At 68.1% G+C, this 22740-nt stretch carries 21 protein-coding genes and 1 pseudogene; 11 read left to right on the top strand and 11 right to left on the bottom strand.

The window, feature by feature from the left end; all coding sequences use genetic code 11:
* Positions 1–97 precede the first annotated feature (97 nt).
* Entirely contained in the window at positions 98–562 is a 465-nt protein-coding gene (locus GXK59_RS08685; RefSeq protein ID WP_160666037.1) for a hotdog fold thioesterase, read from the top strand.
* A gap of 14 nt (positions 563–576) precedes the next feature.
* On the opposite strand, the gene GXK59_RS08690 is transcribed toward GXK59_RS08685, so the two are convergent.
* The 5 genes from GXK59_RS08690 to GXK59_RS08710 all read right to left on the bottom strand — a co-directional run bounded on the left by GXK59_RS08690 (position 577) and on the right by GXK59_RS08710 (position 4471).
* Positions 577–1128 (bottom strand): dihydrofolate reductase family protein, encoded by a 552-nt coding sequence (locus GXK59_RS08690; protein ID WP_160666039.1) that lies wholly within the window; start codon positions 1126–1128, stop codon positions 577–579.
* 61 nt (positions 1129–1189) lie between these two features.
* Positions 1190–1411: a hypothetical protein gene (locus GXK59_RS08695; protein ID WP_160666041.1), complete on the bottom strand. Its 222-nt coding sequence runs from the start codon at positions 1409–1411 to the stop codon at positions 1190–1192.
* Positions 1411–2622: an inorganic phosphate transporter gene (locus GXK59_RS08700; protein ID WP_160666043.1), complete on the bottom strand. Its 1212-nt coding sequence runs from the start codon at positions 2620–2622 to the stop codon at positions 1411–1413. The genes GXK59_RS08695 and GXK59_RS08700 overlap by 1 nt, the downstream gene beginning before the upstream one ends.
* Positions 2623–2819: 197 nt before the next feature.
* Entirely contained in the window at positions 2820–3503 is a 684-nt protein-coding gene (locus tag GXK59_RS08705; RefSeq protein ID WP_160666045.1) for a hypothetical protein, read from the bottom strand.
* A gap of 101 nt (positions 3504–3604) precedes the next feature.
* Complete coding sequence (locus GXK59_RS08710) at positions 3605–4471, bottom strand: universal stress protein (protein WP_160666047.1); 867 nt, start codon at positions 4469–4471, stop codon at positions 3605–3607.
* A 161-nt stretch (positions 4472–4632) separates the two neighbouring features.
* On the opposite strand from GXK59_RS08710, the gene GXK59_RS08715 reads away from it, so the two are divergent.
* On the top strand, positions 4633–5628 hold the full coding sequence (locus GXK59_RS08715; RefSeq protein ID WP_202129092.1) for a hypothetical protein: 996 nt from the start codon (positions 4633–4635) through the stop codon (positions 5626–5628).
* A 369-nt stretch (positions 5629–5997) separates the two neighbouring features.
* A pseudogene (locus tag GXK59_RS21020) lies at positions 5998–6054 on the top strand (cytochrome c3 family protein); the annotation flags it as partial.
* 37 nt (positions 6055–6091) lie between these two features.
* Here the strand turns inward: GXK59_RS21020 and GXK59_RS08725 are convergent.
* Complete coding sequence (locus GXK59_RS08725) at positions 6092–7405, bottom strand: erythromycin esterase family protein (RefSeq protein ID WP_160666049.1); 1314 nt, start codon at positions 7403–7405, stop codon at positions 6092–6094.
* A complete protein-coding gene (locus GXK59_RS08730) occupies positions 7402–8784 on the bottom strand; it encodes an MBL fold metallo-hydrolase RNA specificity domain-containing protein (protein ID WP_160666051.1) in 1383 nt (460 codons plus the stop codon). Before GXK59_RS08730 ends, GXK59_RS08725 begins: the two co-directional genes overlap by 4 nt.
* Before the next feature lie 252 nt (positions 8785–9036).
* Here GXK59_RS08730 and GXK59_RS08735 point away from each other — a divergent pair, with 252 nt between their 5' ends.
* Positions 9037–10824 carry a long-chain-fatty-acid--CoA ligase gene (locus GXK59_RS08735; RefSeq protein ID WP_202129093.1) on the top strand — a complete coding sequence of 596 codons (1788 nt, stop codon included), beginning with the start codon at positions 9037–9039 and terminating at the stop codon, positions 10822–10824.
* A 9-nt stretch (positions 10825–10833) separates the two neighbouring features.
* Here GXK59_RS08735 and GXK59_RS08740 read toward each other — a convergent pair whose 3' ends face one another.
* Entirely contained in the window at positions 10834–11349 is a 516-nt protein-coding gene (locus GXK59_RS08740) for a TspO/MBR family protein (protein ID WP_160666053.1), read from the bottom strand.
* Positions 11349–12173, bottom strand: a complete 825-nt coding sequence (locus GXK59_RS08745) for a dienelactone hydrolase family protein (protein ID WP_160666055.1) — start codon at positions 12171–12173, stop codon at positions 11349–11351. The genes GXK59_RS08740 and GXK59_RS08745 overlap by 1 nt, the downstream gene beginning before the upstream one ends.
* A gap of 214 nt (positions 12174–12387) precedes the next feature.
* On the opposite strand from GXK59_RS08745, the gene GXK59_RS08750 reads away from it, so the two are divergent.
* Positions 12388–14739 carry an FdhF/YdeP family oxidoreductase gene (locus tag GXK59_RS08750; protein WP_160666057.1) on the top strand — a complete coding sequence of 784 codons (2352 nt, stop codon included), beginning with the start codon at positions 12388–12390 and terminating at the stop codon, positions 14737–14739.
* A 143-nt stretch (positions 14740–14882) separates the two neighbouring features.
* On the opposite strand, the gene GXK59_RS08755 is transcribed toward GXK59_RS08750, so the two are convergent.
* Together GXK59_RS08755 and GXK59_RS08760 are read right to left on the bottom strand one after the other, a co-directional pair.
* Positions 14883–15200 (bottom strand): DUF6457 domain-containing protein, encoded by a 318-nt coding sequence (locus tag GXK59_RS08755; RefSeq protein WP_160666059.1) that lies wholly within the window; start codon positions 15198–15200, stop codon positions 14883–14885.
* A gap of 110 nt (positions 15201–15310) precedes the next feature.
* Positions 15311–16300 carry a LysR family transcriptional regulator gene (locus GXK59_RS08760; RefSeq protein WP_160669063.1) on the bottom strand — a complete coding sequence of 330 codons (990 nt, stop codon included), beginning with the start codon at positions 16298–16300 and terminating at the stop codon, positions 15311–15313.
* 120 nt (positions 16301–16420) lie between these two features.
* Here GXK59_RS08760 and GXK59_RS08765 point away from each other — a divergent pair, with 120 nt between their 5' ends.
* The 6 genes from GXK59_RS08765 to GXK59_RS08790 are packed head-to-tail and all read left to right on the top strand — an operon-like array spanning position 16421 to position 22737.
* A complete protein-coding gene (locus GXK59_RS08765) occupies positions 16421–17299 on the top strand; it encodes an FAD binding domain-containing protein (protein WP_160666061.1) in 879 nt (292 codons plus the stop codon).
* 5 nt (positions 17300–17304) lie between these two features.
* Complete coding sequence (locus GXK59_RS08770; protein ID WP_160666063.1) at positions 17305–17865, top strand: (2Fe-2S)-binding protein; 561 nt, start codon at positions 17305–17307, stop codon at positions 17863–17865.
* Entirely contained in the window at positions 17862–20255 is a 2394-nt protein-coding gene (locus GXK59_RS08775; protein WP_160666065.1) for an aerobic carbon-monoxide dehydrogenase large subunit, read from the top strand. The genes GXK59_RS08770 and GXK59_RS08775 overlap by 4 nt, the downstream gene beginning before the upstream one ends.
* 1 nt (position 20256) lies before the next feature.
* Positions 20257–21183, top strand: coding sequence for an XdhC family protein (locus GXK59_RS08780; RefSeq protein WP_160666067.1), 927 nt, complete (start codon positions 20257–20259; stop codon positions 21181–21183).
* Positions 21167–21817: a nucleotidyltransferase family protein gene (locus GXK59_RS08785; protein WP_160666069.1), complete on the top strand. Its 651-nt coding sequence runs from the start codon at positions 21167–21169 to the stop codon at positions 21815–21817. The genes GXK59_RS08780 and GXK59_RS08785 overlap by 17 nt, the downstream gene beginning before the upstream one ends.
* Complete coding sequence (locus GXK59_RS08790; RefSeq protein ID WP_202129094.1) at positions 21814–22737, top strand: AAA family ATPase; 924 nt, start codon at positions 21814–21816, stop codon at positions 22735–22737. Before GXK59_RS08785 ends, GXK59_RS08790 begins: the two co-directional genes overlap by 4 nt.
* Positions 22738–22740: the final 3 nt, after the last annotated feature.

Here is a 22740-nt window from a genome sequence, read left to right on the forward strand (position 1 = left end):
AGTGCCGGGGGCAGGTGCCGGGTCTGCCGCGGTGTCTGCCGAAAGGGGGGAAGGGGCCGGTTTGGTAGTTTCGCTCACAGGTGCCAGCCTAGTTCCCATGAAGGACAATTTCACGCCGGGCCCGTACGCGGCCGAACTGGCGGCTGCCGGGGTTCCCGAGGAAATGCATGGCTGGCTTGGACACTACGGCGTGGGAGCCCTGGTGGTGAAGATGGGGATCCATTTCCTGGAGATGAGTCCCGAACGCACGGTTGGCACGATGCCGGTGGAAGGCAACACCCAGGTGGCCGGGATCCTGCACGGCGGCGCCCACGTGGTGCTGGCCGAAACCCTGGGTTCCTTTGCCGCCGGAATGCACGCCGGGCCCAAGCGCCAGGCCCTGGGAATTGACGTCAGCGCAACGCATCACCGGGCCATCACCGCGGGCACGGTGACCGGCACGTGCACGGCAATCCACCTTGGCCGCACCCTCACCACACACGAGATCGTCATGACGGACGAGCAGGGCCGCCGGCTGTCAACGGCGCGCATCACCAACCTGATCCGCGACATCGCCGGGTAGGCACCGCACAGGGTCTAAGCCGGGCTGCTCCCGAACCGGTACCGCAGCTCCACGATGCCCCGCCCCAGGGTGTGCGACGAAACCAGCTCCAGAGGCGGCGTCGGTCCGGCCATGGGCAGCACCGCTTTGCCGTTGCCGAGCACCACGGGGATGATCGAAATGATGATCTCGTCGAGCGCGCCCGCGTCCGCGAACTGGGCCGCAAGGACACCTCCGCCGACGATCCAGACGTTCCGGCCTGCCGCTTCGGCTTTGAGGTCCTCGACGAATTCAACGACGGGCCCCCGGACAAACGTCACGTCCGCTCCCCGGGGGGCCGAGAGTTCGTGGTGCGTGAAAACCCAGCACGGCGTCGAGGGATACGGCCAGGTGCCGGGTTCGTGCTTCCGCAGCCAGGCGTAGGTGTCGCCGCCCATCACGATGCAGCCGACGTCGGCCATAAAGGCGTCGTAGCTTTCCTTGCCGCCGGCGAAACCGTCGAACTGGAGCAACCAGTCCAGTTCGTCATCAGCGGTGGCAATGAATCCGTCCAGCGAGGACGCGACAAAATACTGGAATCCAGGCATGGCCCCAGCCTAGCCAATCCCGGACGGGCTGCCCATCCTCCGCGCTGCTTCCGGGAACGCGCTACTTGCTGAAGTAGGGAATGATCAGGTACAGCCCGAACAGCACGGCGAGGCCGCACAGGCCAAAGCACGCGTAGGCGAGCGGCCGGACCCACGCCGGCTTCCGTTCACTGACGTCGCCGGCGATGGCCGTGAGACGGACCCCCAGGGCGTACAGGACGACGACGGTCACTGCAGCGACGAGCGTTGCGCCCGCCACTTGAACCAGTTCCAGCCACTTCATTAAACTTCGCCCTTCGACTTGTCGTTGGCGCGGCTGACGGCCAGCGCCTTCTTCCTGCGGAAGCGCACTGCTGCGCCGGCTTCTTCAACTTCGACGGCGTTGTGGTGCCCGACGTGCGACTTCTTCGAGTGGAGGAACATGTAGGTCACGGCCGCGGTCCCGGCCGCGGCGGCGATGATCACCCCGCCGACGCCGGTCTTCACGAGCAGCGCCGTCAGGGCCCCCACAATCCCGGCAGCCGGCAGCGTGAAGAGCCAGCCGAGCGCAATCTTTCCGGCGGTTCCCCACCGGACGGTGGTGCCGCGGCGGCCCATGCCCGAACCGATGACGGAGCCGGACGCCACCTGGGTGGTGGACAGTGCAAACCCGAGGTGCGAGGACGCCAGGATGGCGGACGCCGTGCTGCTTTCGGCGGCGAAGCCCTGGGCCGGCTTAACGTCCGTGAGTCCGGATCCCATGGTACGGATGATCCGCCAGCCACCGGAGTAGGTGCCAATCGCGATGGCGAGGGCGCAGGAAGCGATGACCCAGAACGGAGGTCCGGAGCCGGGCTGCTGGGTGCCGGCGGCGATCAGCACAAGCGTGATGATGCCCATGGTCTTTTGTGCGTCGTTGGTGCCGTGGGCGAGGGCAACGAGGCTGGACGTGAAGATTTGGCCAGTGCGGAAGCCACCGCGCTTCTGCGTGAGCTTGCTGCCGGTTTCGGGGTCGTGGCGGGAGGTGAGTGCGTAGGCCAGTTTGGTGCAAAGGTACGCTACGCCGCCGGCGATGATCGGCGCGAAGATCGCCGGGAGGATCACCTTCTGCATGAGGCTCTCGAAGTTCACCGAGTGGATGCCGATGCCGGCGATGGCCGCGCCGATCAGGCCGCCGAAGAGCGCGTGCGAGGAACTCGACGGCAGGCCCTTCAGCCAGGTGATCATGTTCCAGAGGATGGCGCCCATGAGGCCCGCGAAGATGATTTCCGGTGTGATCTGGATCCCGTCGGATCCTTCCTTGATGATGCCGCCCGAGACGGTCTTGGCCACTTCCGTGGACAGGAATGCACCCACCAGGTTCAGCACGGCCGCGAGGGCTACTGCCGTTTTGGGTTTGATGGCACCGGTGGCGATGGGGGTGGCCATCGCGTTGGCCGTGTCGTGAAATCCGTTCGTGAAGTCAAAGAAAAGCGCCAGCGCTATTACCAGCGCCACCATGATGGTGATTTCCACCTGTTGCCCAATCTGCAGAGTCGACGGTCAGCGGTTTCATTCCCCGTTGCCACAACATTCGTACGGAGTTAACCGGGCGGGAGTGCAGCGTTCAGCATAGTAGCCTGACGACATAAAGCGTACGGGGCAAAGACATCAGGGCAAAACAAGCGCCGGACGCACGCAGCCCCGCGGTTTCCTGCTGCACCAGGGGTCCGTCAGCCCTGCTGGAGGTCGGGTGCCCTCCCGGCGTCAATCATCCCGGCGATCCTCTCCTCCAGCGCGGCAAGTGCAGCGTCCGGCAGCACAATGAGCCCGTCCAGTTGGCGGCGCGCCCGCTTGTACGCGGTTTGCCGCTCCGCCGGTGTGGCGGCAGCGTCCGCCGCGATCCGCAGCAGCTTCCGGGCTGTCGCCAGGCGCTCCCGTTCCGGACCGGTGAAGTTGCTGTCCCTGATCCTCCGCGCTTCCCGCTCCGCGACGTCGAAGGCGAGTTCGAAGCCGTGCACCGCTTCGCGGTACTCCGCCAGCCGCGCCGCCGTCGTGATATCCCCGGGTGTCCGCGGCCGCAAGGCGTCGGCCATCCGTTTGGCGCGCAGGAAAGCCACCGTCAATGGCTCGCGCACATCGGTCATGACCGGAAAGTCGATGAGTTTGCCCACGTCGAGTTCGTAATCGAGCCACCGCCGGTTGACGGCGTCGTGGCCCTCCATGAGCTGCCCGACCTCGGACCGGCTGGCCTGCTCCACGTCGGCCGCCTGGTTCCGGAGTTTGTAGAGTTCCACCCGGCGCCGGTGACGGCGTTCACTGGCCCTGGACCAGGACCGCGCCCAGCCTCCGAACAGTCCGCTCAGCGGGAAAATGAGCCACCAGAAGTGACCGACAAAATCGAAGACGGGTTCCACTGGATCATCCTCCCACCCGGCCGGGGAAGCCTCAAGGGTCGTCCCGCAGAAAGGCCCCTTCAGGGAGGGGCCTTTCTGCAGACGATTTTCTGCGCTACCGGTCAGTCCTCGTGCTTGACCTTGTGCACCCGGGTCACGATGGTCGGGCACGGCACGTTGAGGAGTACGGCGTGGGCTGTGGAGCCGAGCAACATCCGGGAGAAGCCTCCGCGGCCACGGCTGCCCACCACGAGAAGCCGGGCGTCCTTGGCGGCTTCGACGAGGGCTTTGGCGGGTTCGGTGTCGGTCTCCAGTCGCTGGTGGACGACGAGGTCCGGGTACTTGTCGCCCAGCCCGGCGACGGATTCGGCCAGGACGATCCGGTCCTCCTCGAGGATGGTTTCGGCGAGCCCGCTGTTCGGCAGCTGGTTTTCGACCCAGCGCGCCGGCCTGCGGAAGGCGAGGACCACGGTCAGCTCGTCACCGCCCCGGTCTGCTTCCGCCGCGGCGAAGCTCACGGCCTGCAGGGACTCTTCGGAGCCGTCCACACCAACCACCACTCCGTGGTCTCCGCCGCGTTTCAGCGGGATCACTGCTGCAGGGATTTCCGAGGCGGAGACGATCTGCAGGGCACGGTCCGTCATTGGACCGCCGTCCATCCAATGCTTGTCATGCTCGCCGACGACCACCATGGACGCTTCCTTGGAAACCTCCCGCAGGACCGAGCCGCCGCTGCCATGACGGAGCTGGATGTCCACCTTGACGTCGGGCGCCTGCTCGCTGGCGCTGGCCTGTGCCTTCTGGAGCAGCTCCATACCCGATTGCCTGATGAACTCGTGGTACTGGAAATCCGGGGACATCCAGCGGTCGTCCACCGCGTGGATGGCGATGACCGGAAGCTTGTCCCGGGCCGCCCGCTCCAGGGCCCACGTCAGCGCGGCCTCGCTTCCGGCCGATCCGTTAATGCCGACGACAATTGGTTTGTTCATTCTGAATCCTGCTCTTTTCCGTGGCGCGGTCTGTTCTGCATCGCATGATCCGGGCGGCAGCACCAAGAGGCCGCCGACACTTCAGTGTGCGCCGGGAGGGCACCGCCGGTTAGGGCCTTAAGCCCCTCACTCGCCATTGCCCGCCTGCGTAGCGTCGAGCCATGAACCAGGATGCGTGGCTGTCCGCCATTGCGTGGTTGGCGGCATCCCCGGAACCTGCCGTGCGCCGCGCGGCGCAGCTGGACTTCCTCGGCACCCCGTGGTCCGAAGGCTCCGTAACCAACGGCAGGATCGTGTCCTCCCTGTTGTCCGGCCAACAGCCCGACGGCGGCTTCGGGGTCCATCCCTACCGGAAATGGACGGGCGCGCACTGGCGGCTCGTCTCCCTCGTCGACCTCGGCGTCACAGCGGCGGACGCACCGGCACTGCTGGACGCCGCCGGGTCGGTGCTCGGGTGGCTGCACGGCGACCAGCACCGGAGCCAGATCCGTGTCATCAACGGACTCACCCGACGCTGCGCATCGCAGGAAGGAAACGCCCTCTACGTCTGCAGCCGGTTGGGAATGGCATCGGATCCCCGGGTGGCTCAACTGGCCCACGACCTGGTGCTCTGGCAATGGCCCGACGGCGGCTGGAACTGTGACGTCGGCGCGAGCGGGCGCCGTTCCTCCTTCCATGAGACGCTGCCCGCCGCCAAGGGGCTCTACGCGTTCTGCAAAGCCACGGGCGCTCCTGCGGCCCGAGCGGCCGCCGAACGGGCGGCCGAGCTGTTGCTGGCACACCGGCTCTTCAAATCCTCCTCGACCGGGCGGCCGATCGACCCGCGGTGGCTCAAGCTTCGGTACCCGGAGTTCTGGCACTACGGCATCCTCCCGGCCCTGCTGCTGCTGTCCCGAATGGGGCTGTCGGGAGACCCCCGCGCCCTTGAGGCCACCGAGCTGCTGCGAAGCAAGATGCTGCCGGACGGACGGTGGCCGGTCGAGGGTGCCTGGTGGTCCCCGCCGGGGGCTGAGGGCCAGACTGACGTGACTGACTGGGGCCGGACGGGGCCGAACGAATTCGTGACTCTCAGCGCCGTGCGGATCCTCGCCGCCGGCCCGTCGGGGCCGGCCGGGGGCACCACGCAGGACGCCGGCGGCACCCGGTCCCATGCGTGACGTGCAGGCGCGCCAGGGGTTCCTGGTGCGGTGTTGGGCTATGCGCAGGCCCGTGTGCTCAATGGCGTCCTGCCCCGGCTGCCGGTGCGTGGATGGACTGCCCGGACGGCTCTGGCCGCACCAGTCGCCTGGCTGATCGGCGTGTCCGCCGCAGGGTCCTCCGAGGTGTGGCTGGGGTGGCCCGCCGCCCTCCAGTTGGCGGCTGGCCTTCCTGCTGCGCTGCTCCTGCTGTGTTCACTGGGACTGGCGCAATGGCCTGAACTGCTGCGGCATATCCCCCGGAGTGGCTGGTGGGTCGCCGGCAGCGCCGTCGCCTGGTGCGCGGGTTGGCGTCTTCTTCGCCGTCGCGCCGCCGCTGTGTGATGGGCCGGCTGCTGCAGCACGTGCCACGACCCTCATGGGAGTCCTCCTGAACAACGCCTTTAGCCAGCCGGCCGCCCCCGGCCCGCTCCGGGACGGCGGATTAGAAGCCGGTCGGTTCCGTCTCGAATTCGGGTTCCCGCGGCGGCCCTTCATGGTGCACCGGACGCAGGGCGTGGGTGTCCTCGAACCAGATCAGCGCGTCGTAGCGCTCCCCCATCCGGGTCGGAACGTAGTTCCCGAGCTCCCGCTGCGGATGATAGACCACACCGATGGCGCGGTGGCCAAGCCAGGTGGAAAGCCACGGTCCCGACCTGTCTTCCCCGAACTCCAGCACCGACGGCACCCCCAGGGCCTCGTGGAGGAAGTCTTCGTGGCTGCCCGGGCGCGCGGGCGGCAACGGCAGGATCCGCTCCGGACTGCCCCAGGCTTCCGCGGCGATCACCTCGCCCCGGTGGCAGGCCAGGCCCACCAGCATCACGCCTTCCGCGGCATGCCGTTCGCGCAGCAATTGCCCCACATTGATGAGGCCGTCCTGGGCCATGTCCGTGGCCCGGGCATCCCCCACGTGGGTATTGTGCTCCCAAATGAGGCCCTTCGAGTCGGGACCCAGGTGCCTGCTGAGGCGGTCTATGGTGTCGGCCATATGGTGGTCCCGGACGTTCCAGGACTGGCGGTCGCCGCGAACCATGATCCGGTAATAGTGCTCGGCGTTGGCCGCCACCTCGGCGTTCTGCACCGCGTCGAACGCTTCTTCATCATGGCCGCCCGGACTGGACACCCGGCTCCTGACCTCGGTGAGGAGGGCGATGACGTCAGCTTCGCAGGACTCGGGCACCAGCCGAGTGCTCCAGGCGTACTTGTGCGGGTCCTCGTGGTGGGGCAGGAAGCACTGCCAGGCGCGCATGGCGGCGGGGACGGCGTCGGGCACATTTTCCTGGAGCCAGCCGATGATCTCGCGGAGCGAATCCCACAGCGAGTACACATCCAGCCCGTAGAAACCGACCCGCTGGCTCATCGGCCGGCGGAGATTCCACGTTCGCAGCCAGTCCAGGAACGCCGCAACTTCCTCGTTTGCCCACATCCAGGTGGGCCAGCGCTCAAAGCCGCCGAGAAGGGCGTGGACGCCCTGCTCCTGCCCGGCCTCGCCCCGCACCCAGCGGTTGATCCGCCAGCAGTCGGGCCAGTCCCCCTCCACCCCGATCCAGTTGTAGCCTTCCTCTTCGATGAGGCGCCTGCTGAGGGTGTCACGCCAGGTGTAGAACTCGTGCGTGCCGTGGGAGGCTTCGCCGATCGCGACAAAACGGCAGTCCGCCGCCCGCCGCACCAGCCCGTTGAGGTCCCGGTCCGTCTTCAGCTGCCGGGCCAGCGAGTGGATTTCGGCCAGTACCGGGGCCTTTCCGACGCCGGAGGTCACCGGGGCTCCTCGATGGAGATCGTTTCGAGGTGCTCGGGGACACGCGCACGCCAGCCCAGTTCGCGTTTGATCCTGATGCGCAGGGCATCCGACGCTTCCGGTTCACCGTGGGTGATGTAGGTCATCCGGGGTTCCCTTTCTGCGGCTTTCATCCATGCCATCAGTCCGTCGGTGTCCGCATGCGCGGACAGGCTCTCCATCTGGATCACTTCAGCCCGGACCAAGACGTCTTCGCCGTAGATGCGCAGCTCGCGCTCGCCGGCTGCCAGCGTGGCACCGCGGGTGCCGCCGGCCTGGAAGCCGCTGAGGATCACCGCGTTCTTCGGATCGGGCCCGTAGGCGGCCAGATGGTGGAGGATCCTTCCTCCGGTGAGCATTCCGGACGCGGAGATGATGACCATCGGGCCGCCGCGGAGGTTCAACAGCTTGGATTCATCGACCGAGCGGGTCAGCTTGGCCACTTTGTACATGTTCATGTAGTCCTGCTCTTTCAGCCGGTGCTCCTCGGGGTGCCGCTGGTACATCCCGGAGGCGTCAATGGCCATGGGGCTGTTGAGGTACACCGGGATGTCCGGGATCAGGTGCTTGCTGCGGAGGCGGGACAGGTACAGCATGAGGGTTTCAGCGCGGCCGACGGCGAACGCGGCGAACAGCACCACGCCGCCGCGTTTCGCGACCCGGTTGATGATGTCCCCCAGCTGCTTTTCCGGATCCACTGTGGAGTGTTTCCGGTTCCCGTAGGTCGACTCCGTCACCAGCACATCGGTCGTACCCAGGGGCCGTGGCGGGTACATCAGGGGGTCATCCGACCGGCCCAGGTCCCCGGTAAAGTGCACCGAGTGGGAGCCCGTCCGCACGTGGACCTGGGCGGCGCCCAGGATATGCCCGGCCGGGACGAACGTCATTTCCATCCCCCCGCCAAGGTCCACGGGAACGTCGAAATCGTGGATCTTGAAGCTGTTGAGGGACTTCACCGCGTCGGCCGCGGTGTAGAGCGGCAGCGCAGGACTGTGCCGGGAGGATCCCCGGTGTGTCGCGTAGCGGGCCTCCTCCTCCTGCAGGTAGCCGCTGTCCGGGAGGATCAGCTTGCACAGGTCCGTGGTGCCGTCGGTGGCGATGACGGGACCGCTGAACCCGTCCCGCACCAGAGCGGGTACGTAGCCGGTGTGGTCCAGGTGTGCATGGGTCAGGACCACGGCGTCGATCGAGGAGGGCCGGACCGGGAAAGGCGCCCGGTTGCGTTCGCGGCTTCGTTTATAGCCTTGGAAGAGCCCACAGTCGACCAGCACGCGTTTACCGCCGGCCTCAAGCAGGTACCTCGAGCCGGTGACCGTGTCGGTGGCTCCAAGGAAACGGAGGGTGGGCTGCTGGTGCTTCATGGTGCTCCCGATCCCGCATGACCGGCCTGGAATGGCCTGCATCGACACGAAACGGCGCGGCTGATCCGCGCAGGCGTTGACCCTAGCTTCCGCCCGTGCCGGGCCCGCCCCTAGGGCCAAAAGTCACGAACGGCCCGGGTCAGGCCCGCGCGCAGCCGCCCGCAGCAGGGATGGCCCGGCACCGGTAGGATTTTTCCCGGCGGGACCGTTGGCCCGCGAATACCCGGCGGCTCGCAGCGGCAAGGACTGATCATGAAGAAGAAATCCACGCGGACGGCCTCCCCCGGGACGTCCGCGGAGTCCACGGCACATCAATCTGGGCAGCCCTGGCGTGAACGCCCGTGGACCCGTTCCTATGGGCCGGGGGTTCCGGCGCACCTGGTGTTGCCCAAGGGCTCGCTCGTGGACCTCGTGGACAGCTCCGTGCGCCGCTACGGGTCGAAGACCGCCCTGGAGTTCTTCGGTGCGCGCACCAGCTACCGCGAGCTTGGCACGCTGATCAGCAGGGCGGCCGCCGGACTGGAGAAGCTCGGCGTCAAGGCCGGCGACAGGGTGGCCCTGGTGCTGCCGAACTGCCCGCAGCACATCGTTGCCTTCCATGCCGTGCTGCGCCTCGGCGCCGTCGTGGTCGAACACAATCCTCTCTACACGGAGCGGGAACTGCGCCACCAGTTCGAGGACCACGGGGCCGTCGTCGCGATCGTCTGGGACAAGGCCGTGGAGCGGGTCCGCCAGCTGCCGGCCGACGTCGGGCTCCGCAGCATCGTCTCGGTGGAGCTCATCCCCGCGATGCCGCTGCTGCAGCGGCTCGCGCTGCGGCTTCCGGTTCCGGCGGCCCGCAAGGCCCGTGCCGCGCTTTCCGGAGCCAAGGACCAGCCGAAGGGCCGGCAGGCTCCGGCCGCGCGGCCCGTGCTGCCGTGGCGGAAGCTCCTCGACGCCGGCGAGCTCAGGAAGAAACATCCGCGCCCGGGGGCCCAGGACCTCGCCGTCCTCCAGTACACCTCCGGCACCACCGGGCTGCCCAAGGCGGCCATGCTCAGCCACGCGAATCTGCAGGCCAATGCCGCGCAGGGCCGGGCCTGGGTGCCGGGGCTCAAGGACGGCCGGGAAACTGTGTACGCGGTGCTGCCGATGTTCCACGCCTACGGCCTGACGCTCTGCATGACGTTCGCCCTCAGCATCGGCGCGAAGCTGGTCCTGTTCCCCAAGTTCGATGTCGACCTCGTGCTGAAGGCGCTCAAGAAGTCCCCCGCGACGTTCCTGCCGGCCGTGCCGCCGATTTATGACCGGATCGCCGCCGCGGCGGCGGAACGCGGCATCGGGCTGGAAAGCATCCGCTTCTCGATCTCGGGCGCCATGAACCTGCCGACGTCGACCGTGGAGACTTGGGAGAAAGCGACCGGCGGCTACCTGATCGAGGGCTACGGCCTGACCGAAACCTCGCCGATCGCGATTGGCAACCCGTTCGGCCCCAGCCGCAAGCCGGGCACGGTGGGGGTCCCGTTCCCGCTGACCGACATCCGGGTGGTGGACCCCCGGAACGTCGCGCTGGACCGCGCCCCGGGTGAGGAGGGGGAACTCCTGATCCGCGGCCCGCAGGTGTTCGCCGGCTACTGGAACCGGCCCGAGGAGACCGAGGACGCCCTGCTCGACGGCGGCTGGTTCCGCACCGGCGACATCGTCTCGGTGGACGACGACTACTTCGTCACGATCCGGGATCGGATCAAGGAACTGATCATCACGGGAGGCTTCAACGTCTCGCCCAGTGAGGTGGAGGACGTCATTGCCACCTTCCCGGGCGTTTCGGAAGTCTCGGTGGTTGGGATGCCCCGGCCGGGAGGCGGCGAGGACGTCGTCGCCGCCGTGGTGCCGATCCCGGGCACCACCATCGATGCCGACGCGCTCGTTGCCTTTGCCCGGAAGCAGCTGACCGCCTACAAGGTGCCGCGCCGGGTGGTGGTGCTCGATTCCCTTCCCCGCTCGCTCATCGGCAAGGTCCTCCGCCGCGAGATCCGGGATAACCTCGTGGCCGGGCGCTGAACCGGCGGACTACCGCTGCCGGCCGTCCGCCCGGGGGTTGAGTCCCGCGATTGCCGTCGACAGGACAGTGGCGAAACCGCACCACGCAGCGTAGGGGGCCAGGGACATGCCGGCGCGGCGGTTGAGTTTGTACGTCCGCCGCACCAGGTCGGCGCTGCTCGCCGTCAGCACGGCGCACTCCGCCGCAGCCAGCCATGGCCTGCGGCTGCGCCAGAAGAGCCAACTCCACCCGGCATTGAGGACGAGGTTCGCGACCAGGGCACCCTGATAAGCGCGGATCTGCCGCTGTGCGGTCTTGCCGCGGGGGATGTCGGATACGTCGTTGCTGTCCAGTGCGACAGCCGAGCTCACTGCGAGGTCCGCGTAGAGCGCTGTCCAGACCACCGGGAAGGCGATGGCGGGCGGCTGCCAGTCCGGTTTGCGCAGCCGCCGGTACCAGCCGCTGTCCGGATCCGTCGCCACTCCGCCGGCCGCCGCCGTCGCGGCGGTCGCAGCCGCAGTCCACACCACTGTCATCGGTCTCATCACTTCTCCTCGGGTTTCGTCGTTGACGCGGGATCCGGGCGCAGCCGCTCGCCAATAAACTCGATGGTCCGGTCCAGCGCGGCCTTCGTCGGGTGGCCGGGAGTGTCCACCAGGTCCACGGTCAGGACGCAGTGCGCTGACTGGGCAATCCCAAACGGGTTGCCGGGCGAAGAATCGACCTCAATGCCTTCGAAGCCCGCACCGAATTCGCGCCGCAGGGTGGCGAAGCGCTCCGCCGGACACCCCCGGTCATTGCTGAACCGCAGCCCCAGGATCCGGAGCCCATGGCTGGTCCGGTCCTTCATCCGTGCCAGCTCTTCGTCGTCCAGCCCGACGGCGGCCCGCCGCCGCGCGGTCAGGCCCGCCGGGAGCGCTGGCTGGCTCATGACCGGGGCCAGGACGGCGGGTTCCAGGGCCATGGCGAGGGCGAAGCTGCCCGTCATGCACATCCCGATTGCCCCGACGCCGGGACCGCCGCACTCCTGGTGTGCCTGGGCAGCAAGGGCGCGCAGCCAACCCGTCGCCGGGCTGCTCCGGTTCGCCAGCACAGCGAATTCACGGGAGATGCAGACCTTCGCGATGGACTTCACGATTCCCTCGCCTGCTTTTCCGCCGGGCCGCCCGAACATGGAAGGAAGGTAGACGGTGTAGCCCCGCGCGATCAGGCGCCGGGCGAGGCCCAGCACCCCGGGGTGGATGCCGGGGATCTCGTGGATCAGGACCACGGCCGGGCCCGCTCCTGCCCGGAAAACCTGGTGCTGGATGCCCCCGTGGCTGAAGGTCGACTCGGTGAAGCCCTCCAGCGTTTCCTGTTGCTCCGGCATGCAGGGCCCCTTCGGTTCCGGGACGGCACTCTCTGTTGCGCTGCGGCCGCCCCGCCTACCGCACATGCTACGGACCTGGGGCGCCGCCGTCGACGGCAGATCCCTTGCGGCGCTCCGGACCAACTGATAGGCCTGATACAGGCCAAAAGGTAGTGTGCTTGGTAGTAGCGAAGCACCAGCCTGAACAGGCGGTGGTTGCAGAAGGGAAGTTCACGTGAGCCGCAAGAATCCCAAGGTCGAGGAATACGACGAAAAGGACCTCGAGGTCGGGGACGGTCCAAAGGACTGGGCCGCCGGCATCCCCGGGGTGCTGCACTCCATGGAGCCCGCGATTAAACACATGGGCGTGAACCGGACGCGCAAAACCGTCCTGGCGATGAACCAGAAGGACGGCTTCGACTGCCCCAGCTGTGCCTGGCCGGACCCGAACCACCGCAAGGCGTTCGAGTTCTGTGAAAACGGCGCCAAGGCAGTCACCTGGGAGGCCACCCCGGTGGTGATTGGCACCGGGTTCTGGGCGGAGCATTCGGTCAGCGAGCTGCGGACCCGCTCCGAGTACTGGCTGGGTATGCAGGGCCGGCTCACTGAGCCGGTGCACAAGCCGGCGGGAGAGGACCACTACAAGCCGGTGTCCTGGCCCGAGTCGATCCGGATCATCGCGGACAAGCTCAAGAGCCTGGACTCGCCCGACGAGGCCGCTTTCTACACCAGCGGCCGTACCTCCAACGAGGCGGCCTTCCTCTACCAGCTGATGGTCCGCGGCTACGGCACCAACAACCTGCCGGACTGCTCCAACATGTGCCACGAGTCCTCCGGCTGGGGGATGGGCCAGACCATTGGCATCGGCAAGGCAACTGTCAGCTTCGACGATTACGCCAAAGCGGACCTGATCATCATCATGGGGCAGAACCCGGGCACGAACCACCCGCGCATGCTCACCGAGTTGGAGGCGTGCAAGGAGAACGGCGGCGAAATCGTTGCCGTCAATCCCCTGCCGGAGGCCGGCTTGCGCCGGTACAAGAATCCGCAGAAGGTCAAAGGCATCGTGGGCCGCGGCACGGAGATCGCGGACCAGTTCCTGCATATCCGCATCGGCGGAGACATGGCACTGCTGCAGGCGGTCTCCAAGCGGGTCCTCGACGCTGAGGCGAAGAACCCCGGCACCGTCCTGGACCACGCCTTCCTCGCCGAGCACTGCGAAGGGCTTGAGGAGCTCAGGGAGCACCTTGCCCTGCTGGACGAGCAGGCGGTGCTGGAGGCGACCGGCCTGCGCAGCGGGGAGATCGACGAGCTTGCCGCCCGTTACTTGAAGGCCGACAAGGTCATCATCACCTGGGCCATGGGGATCACGCAGCAGAAAAAGGGCGTGGCAACGATCAAGGAGATCATCAACCTGCTCCTGCTGCGCGGCAACATGGGCAAGCCCGGCGCCGGCGCCTCCCCCATCCGGGGCCACAGCAACGTCCAGGGCGACCGCACCATGGGCATCTGGGAGCAGATGCCGCAGTCCTTCATGGACTCCCTCGGCGAGGAGTTCGGCTTCGAGCCGCCCCGCGACCACGGTGTCGACGCCGTCGAAACCATCAACAAGATGCGCGACGGCGGGATCAAGGCTTTCGTGGCGCTCGGCGGAAACTTCGTCGGCGCCATGTCGGACACGAACGCCACCGAGGCCGCCATGGAAAGCACCGAACTCTCGGTGCAGATTTCCACGAAACTCAACCGCTCCCACACGGTCACGGGTGCCGAAGCGCTGATTCTGCCCACGATGGGGCGGACGGAGATCGACATCCAGGAGTCGGGACCTCAGTTCGTTTCGGTGGAGGACACCGTGTGCGCCGTGCACCCCTCCTGGGGCAGCGTGGAACCGGTCTCGCACAACCTGCTCTCCGAGCCGGCGATTGTCAGCAGGCTCGGCAAAGCGCTGGTCGGCGACAAAGTCAGGGCCGATTGGGACGGTTTCGAAAAGAACTACGACCTGATCCGCGACCACATCTCGCGGGTCGTCGGCGGCTGCGAGGACTACAACGAGCGGATCCGCCACGAAGGCGGCTTCATCCTGGCGAACGGGCCGCGGGATTCGCGCACGTTCCCGACACCGACGGGCAAGGCTGTGCTGACCGTCAACGACCTCGAGCACGTGGAGAAGCCGGAGGGCACGCTGATCCTGCAGAGCATGCGCTCCCATGACCAGTTCAACACCACCATCTACGGCCACAACGACCGGTACCGGGGCATCAAGAAGGGCCGCAATGTGGTCTTCGTGAACCCGGACGACATCACGGAACTGGGCCTGGCCGACGGTATGTTCGTGGATATCCGGGGCGAGTACAAGGACGGCGTGGAGCGCATGGTCCGGAAGTTCCGGGTGGTTTCCTACCCGAGCGCGCGCGGCTGTGCGGCCGGCTATTACCCGGAAGCCAACGTGCTGGTTCCGTTGAATCACACGGCCGAAGGCAGCAACACGCCGGTATCCAAGGCCGTCATCGTCAGGCTGGAGCCCAGCGCGGACCAGACCCCGGACGGCTCGACCACCCTGGCGTCCGGCGCGGCCCAGCCGCGGTAGGTCCCACCCCACGGGACATGCCCCACCCTGGCCGCGGCCACTGGACATAATGCCTATATGTCCATCCGTGGGCACAAGAGGAGGGCATGTCCCACGGGGGGCGAGCGCCATCCGCAGTGCGCAGTGCGGGGTGGCTGCCGCGGCTATTGGGCCCGCTTGGCCCAGCCTTCTTCGTCGGGGCCGCCGGACTCGCCGTGCTCACAGAGCTCGATGACTTTGTTGGACGCAGCGTGGACTGCGTCCTGGGTGCTCTTCCGGCCATCGGTCGACGCGGTACCCGCGGCGTAGCCGACGATGAAGGCGCTGATGGCATCCGCGTGCGGCCCGACGGCCTTGAGCGACTCGTCCGCGAGCTGGACGATCTTCTCGTGGTCCACTTCCAGGTCAAGGATCTGCAGCGCCTGGATCAGGCGGGCACTCCAGTGCCGCAGTGAGCTGTCTTCGTCCCGGGGCAAAGTCATTATTACTCCTCTTCGTAGGGGTGCGTCTGTCGATCGTCGTCCCCCACAAGGGGTAGCACCCACACCCACGTTTCGCAACGCGACACAGGCAAACCCTTCTCGGGGATTCCTCAGCTCCACAGCGCGACGTGGAACTTCGACCCGCGGCGTTCCAGGCCCCGCGGGCCGCCGGGGGCGACCATCGCGGCGGTCGCATCTGCCGTGCCGGCGAAGCGCTGGAGCGTCCGCGCCATCGTGGTGGTCCGGTGGTTGTCCAGGGTGCTCGCCCACCACAGGCCGGTGACCGGTGTCCCGACGACGGGCAGCCGGACGAGGACCCCGCTCTGCAGTTCGGCCCGGACGATATGGCCGAGCGCCAGCATGATGCCTTCCCCCGCCCGCGCCGCCGCCAACGCTTCCGTCTCGCTGCTGAGCCGGATGATCTCCGGCACCACCCCCGTCGATGCCAGCCAGCGGCCCTCCTCCGAGCTTTCCTGGATCCCCGCCGGTCCGGCAAACCACGGCCGGTCCAGCAGCCGGGCCACGGAGACCGGTCCTGGCAACCGGGCCAGCGGATGCCCCGACGCCGCGACCAGGGCGCGCTGGTAGCGCAGGAACGGAACGCAGTCCAGGCCCGGATGGGTCCCGGCAGTCCCCACGGGGGCGACCGGCAGCACCGGCCGGGCACCCAGGGCGACGTCGTACGCCCGTTCCTGCAGGAGCGAGGCAAGGTCCTCCGCGGCCTCCACCACGACATCCACCGAAGCGCCGGGAACACGCTTGGTAAAAAGGTCCAGCAGCCGGCCGGCCGCATGTTCAGCGAAGGGTGCGGTGGCCACAATCTTCAGCCGCCCGGCGTCGTTCTTGGCGTTGGCGACTTCCCAGCGGGCCTGGTCCGCCAGCCCGACAATGTCCTGGGCATAGTCGGCCAGGGCGCGGCCGCCCGGAGTCAGGGCGATGCCGCCGGCAGCGCGCACGAAGAGCGGGTCGCCAAGGTCCTGCCGGAGCGCCGCCAGGGCAGCGGACACCGCCGGTTCGCTGACTCCGAGGGTCTCCGCGGCAGCGTGCAGCGAGCCCAGGCGGGCGACCAGGGCGAACGTGCGGAGCTGGCTCAATGTCATCGCCACCGCGTCATAACCTTTCGCTTATGACGATATTGACACTCCGTATCTCACGGGGCAAGACTTGCCTCAAACCGGCGCTGCGCGACGTTGCCAGCGCCCTGGAGTGAGGTAGGGACTATGCAGATTCCGGCTCCTTTCGACTATGTGCGGGCCACGTCCGTGGACAACGCCCTGGAACTCCTCTCCCGCCACGGTCCGGAGTCGCGGGTCGTCGCCGGGGGCCACAGCCTCCTGCCGATGATGAAGCTCCGGCTCTCCCGGCCCGAATGGCTGATCGACATCAACGACCTCTACGAACTCGACTTCATCCTTCGCGACGGCGACAAGCTCCGCATCGGCGCGCTGACGCGCCACACAACGCTCCTGGAGTCGGACGAGATCTTTGCGCTCTTCCCCATCGTCCGGGACGCAGAATCCGTGATCGCCGACCCGGTCGTGCGCAACCGGGGAACTATTGGCGGATCACTCTGCCAGGCCGACCCGGCCGAGGACCTGTCCACGGTCTGCGACGTGATGGGTGCCGAAGCCGTGATCCGTGGACCGGCCGGCGAGCGCATCCTGGCCATGGCTGACTTCCACCGCGGGCCCTATGAGACGGCGGTGGGCCAGGACGAACTGCTGTGCGAGCTCCGCTTCCCGATCCGCCCCCGTTCGGGCAGCGCCTACGAGAAGGTTGAACGCCGGGTCGGCGACTGGGCAGTCGGCGCCGCCGGCGCGTCCGTGACGCTCGCTGCGGACGGCACCATCGCCGACGCCGCCGTCGGGCTCACCGCACTCGGCCTCGACCGCACGGTCGCCGGGGTCACCGAACTGCTCCGTGGCCAGCAGCCCCGGGAGGAACTGTTCGTGGAGGCAGGACGGCTCGCCGCGGAAGCCTGCGACCCGGTGGCCGACCAGCGCGGCCCGATTGACTACAAACGGCACCTCGCCGACGAACTCACCCGGCGGGTGCTCCGGCAAGCGTGTGCCCGCGCCGCCCAGACACAGGAAGGCTGAAGCGGATGCAGATCAGCATGACCGTCAACGGCAACGAAGTCACGTCCGACGTTGAGCCCCGTGTGCTCCTGGTCCACTACATCCGCGAGGTCCTTGGCCTGACCGGCACCCACTGGGGCTGCGACACCACGAACTGCGGAACCTGCGTGGTCCTGATGGACGGCCAGCCGGTGAAGTCCTGCACGGTGCTCGCTGCGATGGCCGCGGGCCACGACATCCGCACGGTCGAGGGGCTGGCCACCGGCGCCACCCTCGACCCCGTCCAGCAAGGCTTTATGGAGGAGCACGGGTTGCAGTGCGGTTTCTGCACCCCCGGCATGATGTTGACTGCCCGCGCCCTGCTCGACAAGAACCCGCATCCGGACACCACCGAGATCCGGCAGGCCATTTCGGGCCAGATCTGCCGGTGCACCGGCTACGCCACGATCGTCCGGTCGGTGCAGTGGGCGGCAGCCCACCCGGCCGGCGGAGACAGTGACGCCACGGCAGACGAGGTCATCGACGGCACGGACACCGTGGTTGAGGACATCGCAGCGCAGACACAAGACACAGAGGTGAAGGCATGACCGTCATCCACGAACGGCCCGGCAATCCGGCGGCCGGCGACGCGGACCGCCCGATCGGCTACGGCCGGATCCAGCGGAAGGAAGATCCGCGCTTTGTCCGCGGCAAAGGCAACTACCTCGACGACATCGTCCTGCCCGGCATGCTGCACGGCGCCATCCTGCGCGCCCCCGTGGCTCACGCCCGGCTGGTCTCCATCGACACCACCAATGCCCTCGCCCACCCCAAGGTCCTCGCCGTCATCACCGGGAACGACCTGCTGGGCCTCAAGCTCGCCTGGGCCCCCACCCTCTCCGCGGATGTCCAGGCCGTCCTCGTGACGGACAAGGTCCGCTTCCAGGGCCAGGAGGTCGCGTTCGTCGTGGCCGAGAACCGCTACGCCGCGCGCGACGCGCTGGAGCTGATCGACGTCGAATACGATGTCCTGCCCCCGGTGATCGACGCCCGGAAGGCCCTCGACGCCGACGCCCCGGTGATCCGCGACGAGATCGAGGGCAAGACGGACAACCACATCTTCGACTGGGAGATGGGTGACAAGGCCGAAACCGAGGCTGTCTTCGCGAGCGCCGACGTCGTTGTCTCCCAGGAGATGGTCTACCCGCGGGTGCACCCCGCGCCGATGGAGACCTGCGGGGCAATCGCCGACTTCGACGCCGTCGACGGCAAACTGACCCTCTACGAAACGACCCAGGCGCCGCACGCGCACCGCACCCTGTTCGCGATCGTCGCCGGGATCCCCGAGCACAAGATCCGTGTGGTGTCCCCGGACATCGGCGGCGGCTTCGGCAACAAGGTCGGCATCTACCCCGGCTACATCCTCGCCGTCGTGGGCTCGATCGTCACCGGCAAGCCGGTGAAATGGGTGGAGGACCGCTCGGAGAACCTGATGTCCACCTCCTTCGCCCGGGACTACATCATGCAGGGCGAGATCGCGGCCACCAAGGACGGCAAGATCCTCGCGGTACGCACCAACGTCCTCGCGGACCACGGCGCGTTCAACGCCACCGCCCAGCCCACCAAGTACCCCGCCGGTTTCTTCTCCATCTTCACCGGAAGCTACGACATCAAGGCCGCCTACTGCTCCGTCACGGGCGTCTACACGAACAAGGCACCAGGCGGCGTCGCCTATGCCTGCTCGTTCCGCGTCACGGAAGCCGTCTATCTGGTCGAGCGGATGGTGGACATCCTCGCCCGCAAGCTGGAGATGGATCCGGCGGAACTGCGGCTGAAGAACTTCATCAAACCCGAACAGTTCCCGTACGCCAACAAGACCGGCTGGGTGTACGACTCCGGCAACTACGAGCCCGCCATGCGGCTGTCCATGCAGCTGGCCGGCTATGACGAGCTGCGACGTGAGCAGCAGGCGAAGCGCGCCCGCGGCGAACTGATGGGGATCGGCATCTCCTTCTTCACCGAGACCGTCGGCGCCGGCCCGCGCAAGCACTTCGACATTGTCGGCCTCGGCATGGCCGACGGCGCCGAACTGCGGGTCCATCCCACGGGCAAGGCCGTCGTGCGGCTTTCGGTGCAAAGCCAGGGCCAGGGCCACGAGACCACCTTCGCGCAGATCGTCGCCGAGGAACTCGGCATCCCGCCGGAGGATATCGACGTCGTCCACGGCGACACGGACCAGACACCGTTCGGCCTCGGCACGTACGGGAGCCGCTCGACGCCGGTGAGCGGCGGCGCCGTCGCCCTCGTTGCCCGCAAGGTGCGGGAGAAAGCGAAGCTGATCGCCGCGGCCATGCTGGAGACGCGTCCCGAGGACCTTGAGTGGGAGAAGGGCCGCTGGTTCGTCAAGGGCGATCCCAGCGCCGGGAAGACCATCGCCGAAATCGCCATGGCAGCCCACGGCACCATGACACTGCCCGAGGGGGTCGACGGCAACCTCGACGCCGAGGTCACCTACGACCCGCCGAACCTGACGTTCCCGTTCGGCGCCTACATCTGCGTGGTCGACATCGATCCGGGCACCGGGCACGTCAAGGTGCGCCGTTTCATCGCGGTGGACGACTGCGGCACCCGGATCAATCCGATGATCATCGAGGGCCAGGTGCACGGCGGACTGACCGACGGCGTCGGGATGGCCCTCATGGAGATCATCGAATTCGACGCCGACGGCAACTGCCTGGGCGGGTCCTTCATGGACTACCTGATCCCCACGGCGATGGAAGTCCCGGACTGGGAGACCGGCTTCACCGTGACCCCGTCCCCGCACCACCCCATCGGCGCGAAGGGCATCGGTGAGTCCGCCACCGTCGGTTCGCCGCCGGCGATCGTGAACGCCGTCGTCGACGCGCTGGCCCCCTACGGGGTGGTACACATGGACATGCCCTGCACACCGGCCCGGGTCTGGGCCGCCATGCAGGGCCGGGCAAGGCCGCCGATCTGACATGACACCGACTGGAGAATCCCTTGGGGCCCGGGCGAATGACCTCGCCTCCCGCCGCGAGCCGTTCGTGCACGCCACGGTGGTCCGCGCCCAGCACCCCACCAGCGCCCACGCCGGGGACACGGCCCTGATCCTGCCCGGCGGCGAGATCCAGGGCTTCGTCGGCGGGAACTGCGTCGAGTTCGCGGTGCGGGAGTACAGCATGCAGGTCCTGGCCTCGCAGGAACCCCTGCTGCTGCGCGTTGTCCCCGGCGAGCCGTCCCGCAGCGCCGAGGAAGGCGCGGTTGAGGTCTCCAATCCCTGCCTGAGCGGCGGGGCGATCGAGATCTTCCTCCAGCCGCGCATCCCGGCGCCCCGGGTATTGGTGGTCGGCACCACGCCCGTGGCCCAGGCGCTGGAGACCCTCGGCTCGGGTGTCGGGCTGGCGGTAGAACTCACGGACGGGGAATCGGCGGCCCCCCGGTCCGACGACGCGGCGCTGATTGTGGCCTCGCACGGCAAGGCAGAGGAGTCCGCCCTCGAGGCCGCCCTGCGCGCCGGAGTGCCGTATGTCGCGCTGGTGGCCAGCGGGACGCGGGGTGCCGCGGTGCTGGAATCCCTCGACGTCGACCCCGCGCAGCGCTCGCGCGTCTTCACCCCGGCCGGACTGCAGCTGGGCGCCCGCACCCCCGGCGAGATCGCCCTCTCGATCCTGGCCCAGCTCATCCAGGAACGGGCGAAGACCCGGCACCCGGCCCCGGCGGCACCGGTTGCGACGCCGGCAGCAGAAGCCCCGGCGACGGCGATTGATCCTGTCTGCGGCATGACCGTCGCGGCGCTGGACTCCTCGATCCACCTCGAGCACAACGGTGTGACCGTATACTTCTGCTCGCCCGGCTGCCGGGCCGCCTTCCGCAAAGATCCGGAGCGCTATGCCCTCACTCTCTGAACGCCTACCCGCGCAGCACCCGACGGCGGGGCTGATCCTGGCGGCCGGGGCGTCGCGGCGCCTGGGCCGGCCCAAGCAGTTGCTGCCCTACGGCCGCGGGGTACTCCTCGACGCCGTGCTGGCCGCCGCCCGGGACTGCGGCTTTGACCAGACGGTGCTTGCCCTGGGAGGTTCGGCCGCGGAAGTCCAGCGCACGGTCGACACCACCGGCTGCCAGATCGTGCTCAACCCGGACTTCGGCGCGGGCTGTTCCTCCTCGATCGCGTCCGGCCTCGCCGCACTCCACCCGGACGCGGACGCCGTGGTCCTGCTGCTCGGTGACCAGCCCGGCGTCCGCTCCGTCGACGCCCGCGCCCTGCTGGAGCTCCTGTTCCGGGGCAAGGCAACCGGCCGGCAGGACGCCCCGGGGATCGCCGTCTGCCGGTACGACGACGGTGTCGGCCATCCCCTGGCGTTCACCCGCCGGATGCTCCCGGACCTGGCCTCCCTGCACGGCGACAAGGCAGTCTGGAAGCTACTGGAGCAGCGGGCGGCCGACGCCGTCGAACTTCGCGTTCCAGGTCCTGTCCCGCTCGACGTCGACACGGACGAGGACTACCGCCTTGTCCTGGCGGGACTGGAGGGCGCGCTGTGAACACGGCGGCGCGCACCGGCGCGGAGGAGGATGTGCAGCGCAGGGTTCCCGACGTCCCGTCCCTGATCTCGGCGCTGGACAGCGGTGACTACCTGGCCGACGTCGGACTCGCTACAGCACTCTTCCTGGCGGTCCGGCTCCCGCAGCCTCTTTTGCTGGAGGGCGAGGCGGGCGTCGGCAAGACCGAGGCGGCGAAGGCCCTGGCCCAGCTGCTGGACACGCCGCTGTACCGGCTGCAGTGCTACGAGGGAATCGACGCCGGCGAGGCCCTCTACGAGTGGAACCACCAGCGGCAGCTGCTCGGGATCCGGCTGGCGGAAGTCCGGGACGCCTCGGTCACCGAAACCGACCTCTTCGGCCCGGAGTACCTGCTGCGCCGGCCGCTGCTGCAGGCGATCGAACATCCCGGCCCGCGCCCCGCAGTCCTCCTGCTGGACGAGATCGACCGGGCCGACGCCGAGTTCGAGGCCTTCACGTTCGAACTGCTCGCCGAGGCCGCAGTCACCATCCCGGAACTGGGCACCATCCGGGCCACCCATCCCCCGATCGTCATCCTGACCTCCAACCGGACGAGGGACCTGCACGATGCCCTGACCCGGCGCTGCCTCTACCACTGGATCGATTACCCGGGACCCGGGCGCATCGCGGAAATCGTCCGACGCCGCGTTCCCGCCAGCAGCGGACCGCTGGCCCTGCAGGCCGCCGCGGTGATCACCAGGCTGCGCACGCTGGACCTGGCAAAGCCGCCGGGGATCTCCGAGGCCATCGACTGGGTGTCCGCCCTCGCCGTGCTCGGTATCGGGCACATTGACGCCGCGACGGCGGACCAAACCCTCGGCTCGATCGTCAAGAACCGCGACGACCTGGAACTGGTCGGCGCCCGCGGGGCGGACTGGCTCGTGGCCGGCACGGGCGGGTGAACC

The organism is Pseudarthrobacter sp. ATCC 49987 (genome assembly GCF_009928425.1).
Classification (GTDB): Bacteria; Actinomycetota; Actinomycetes; order Actinomycetales; family Micrococcaceae; genus Arthrobacter.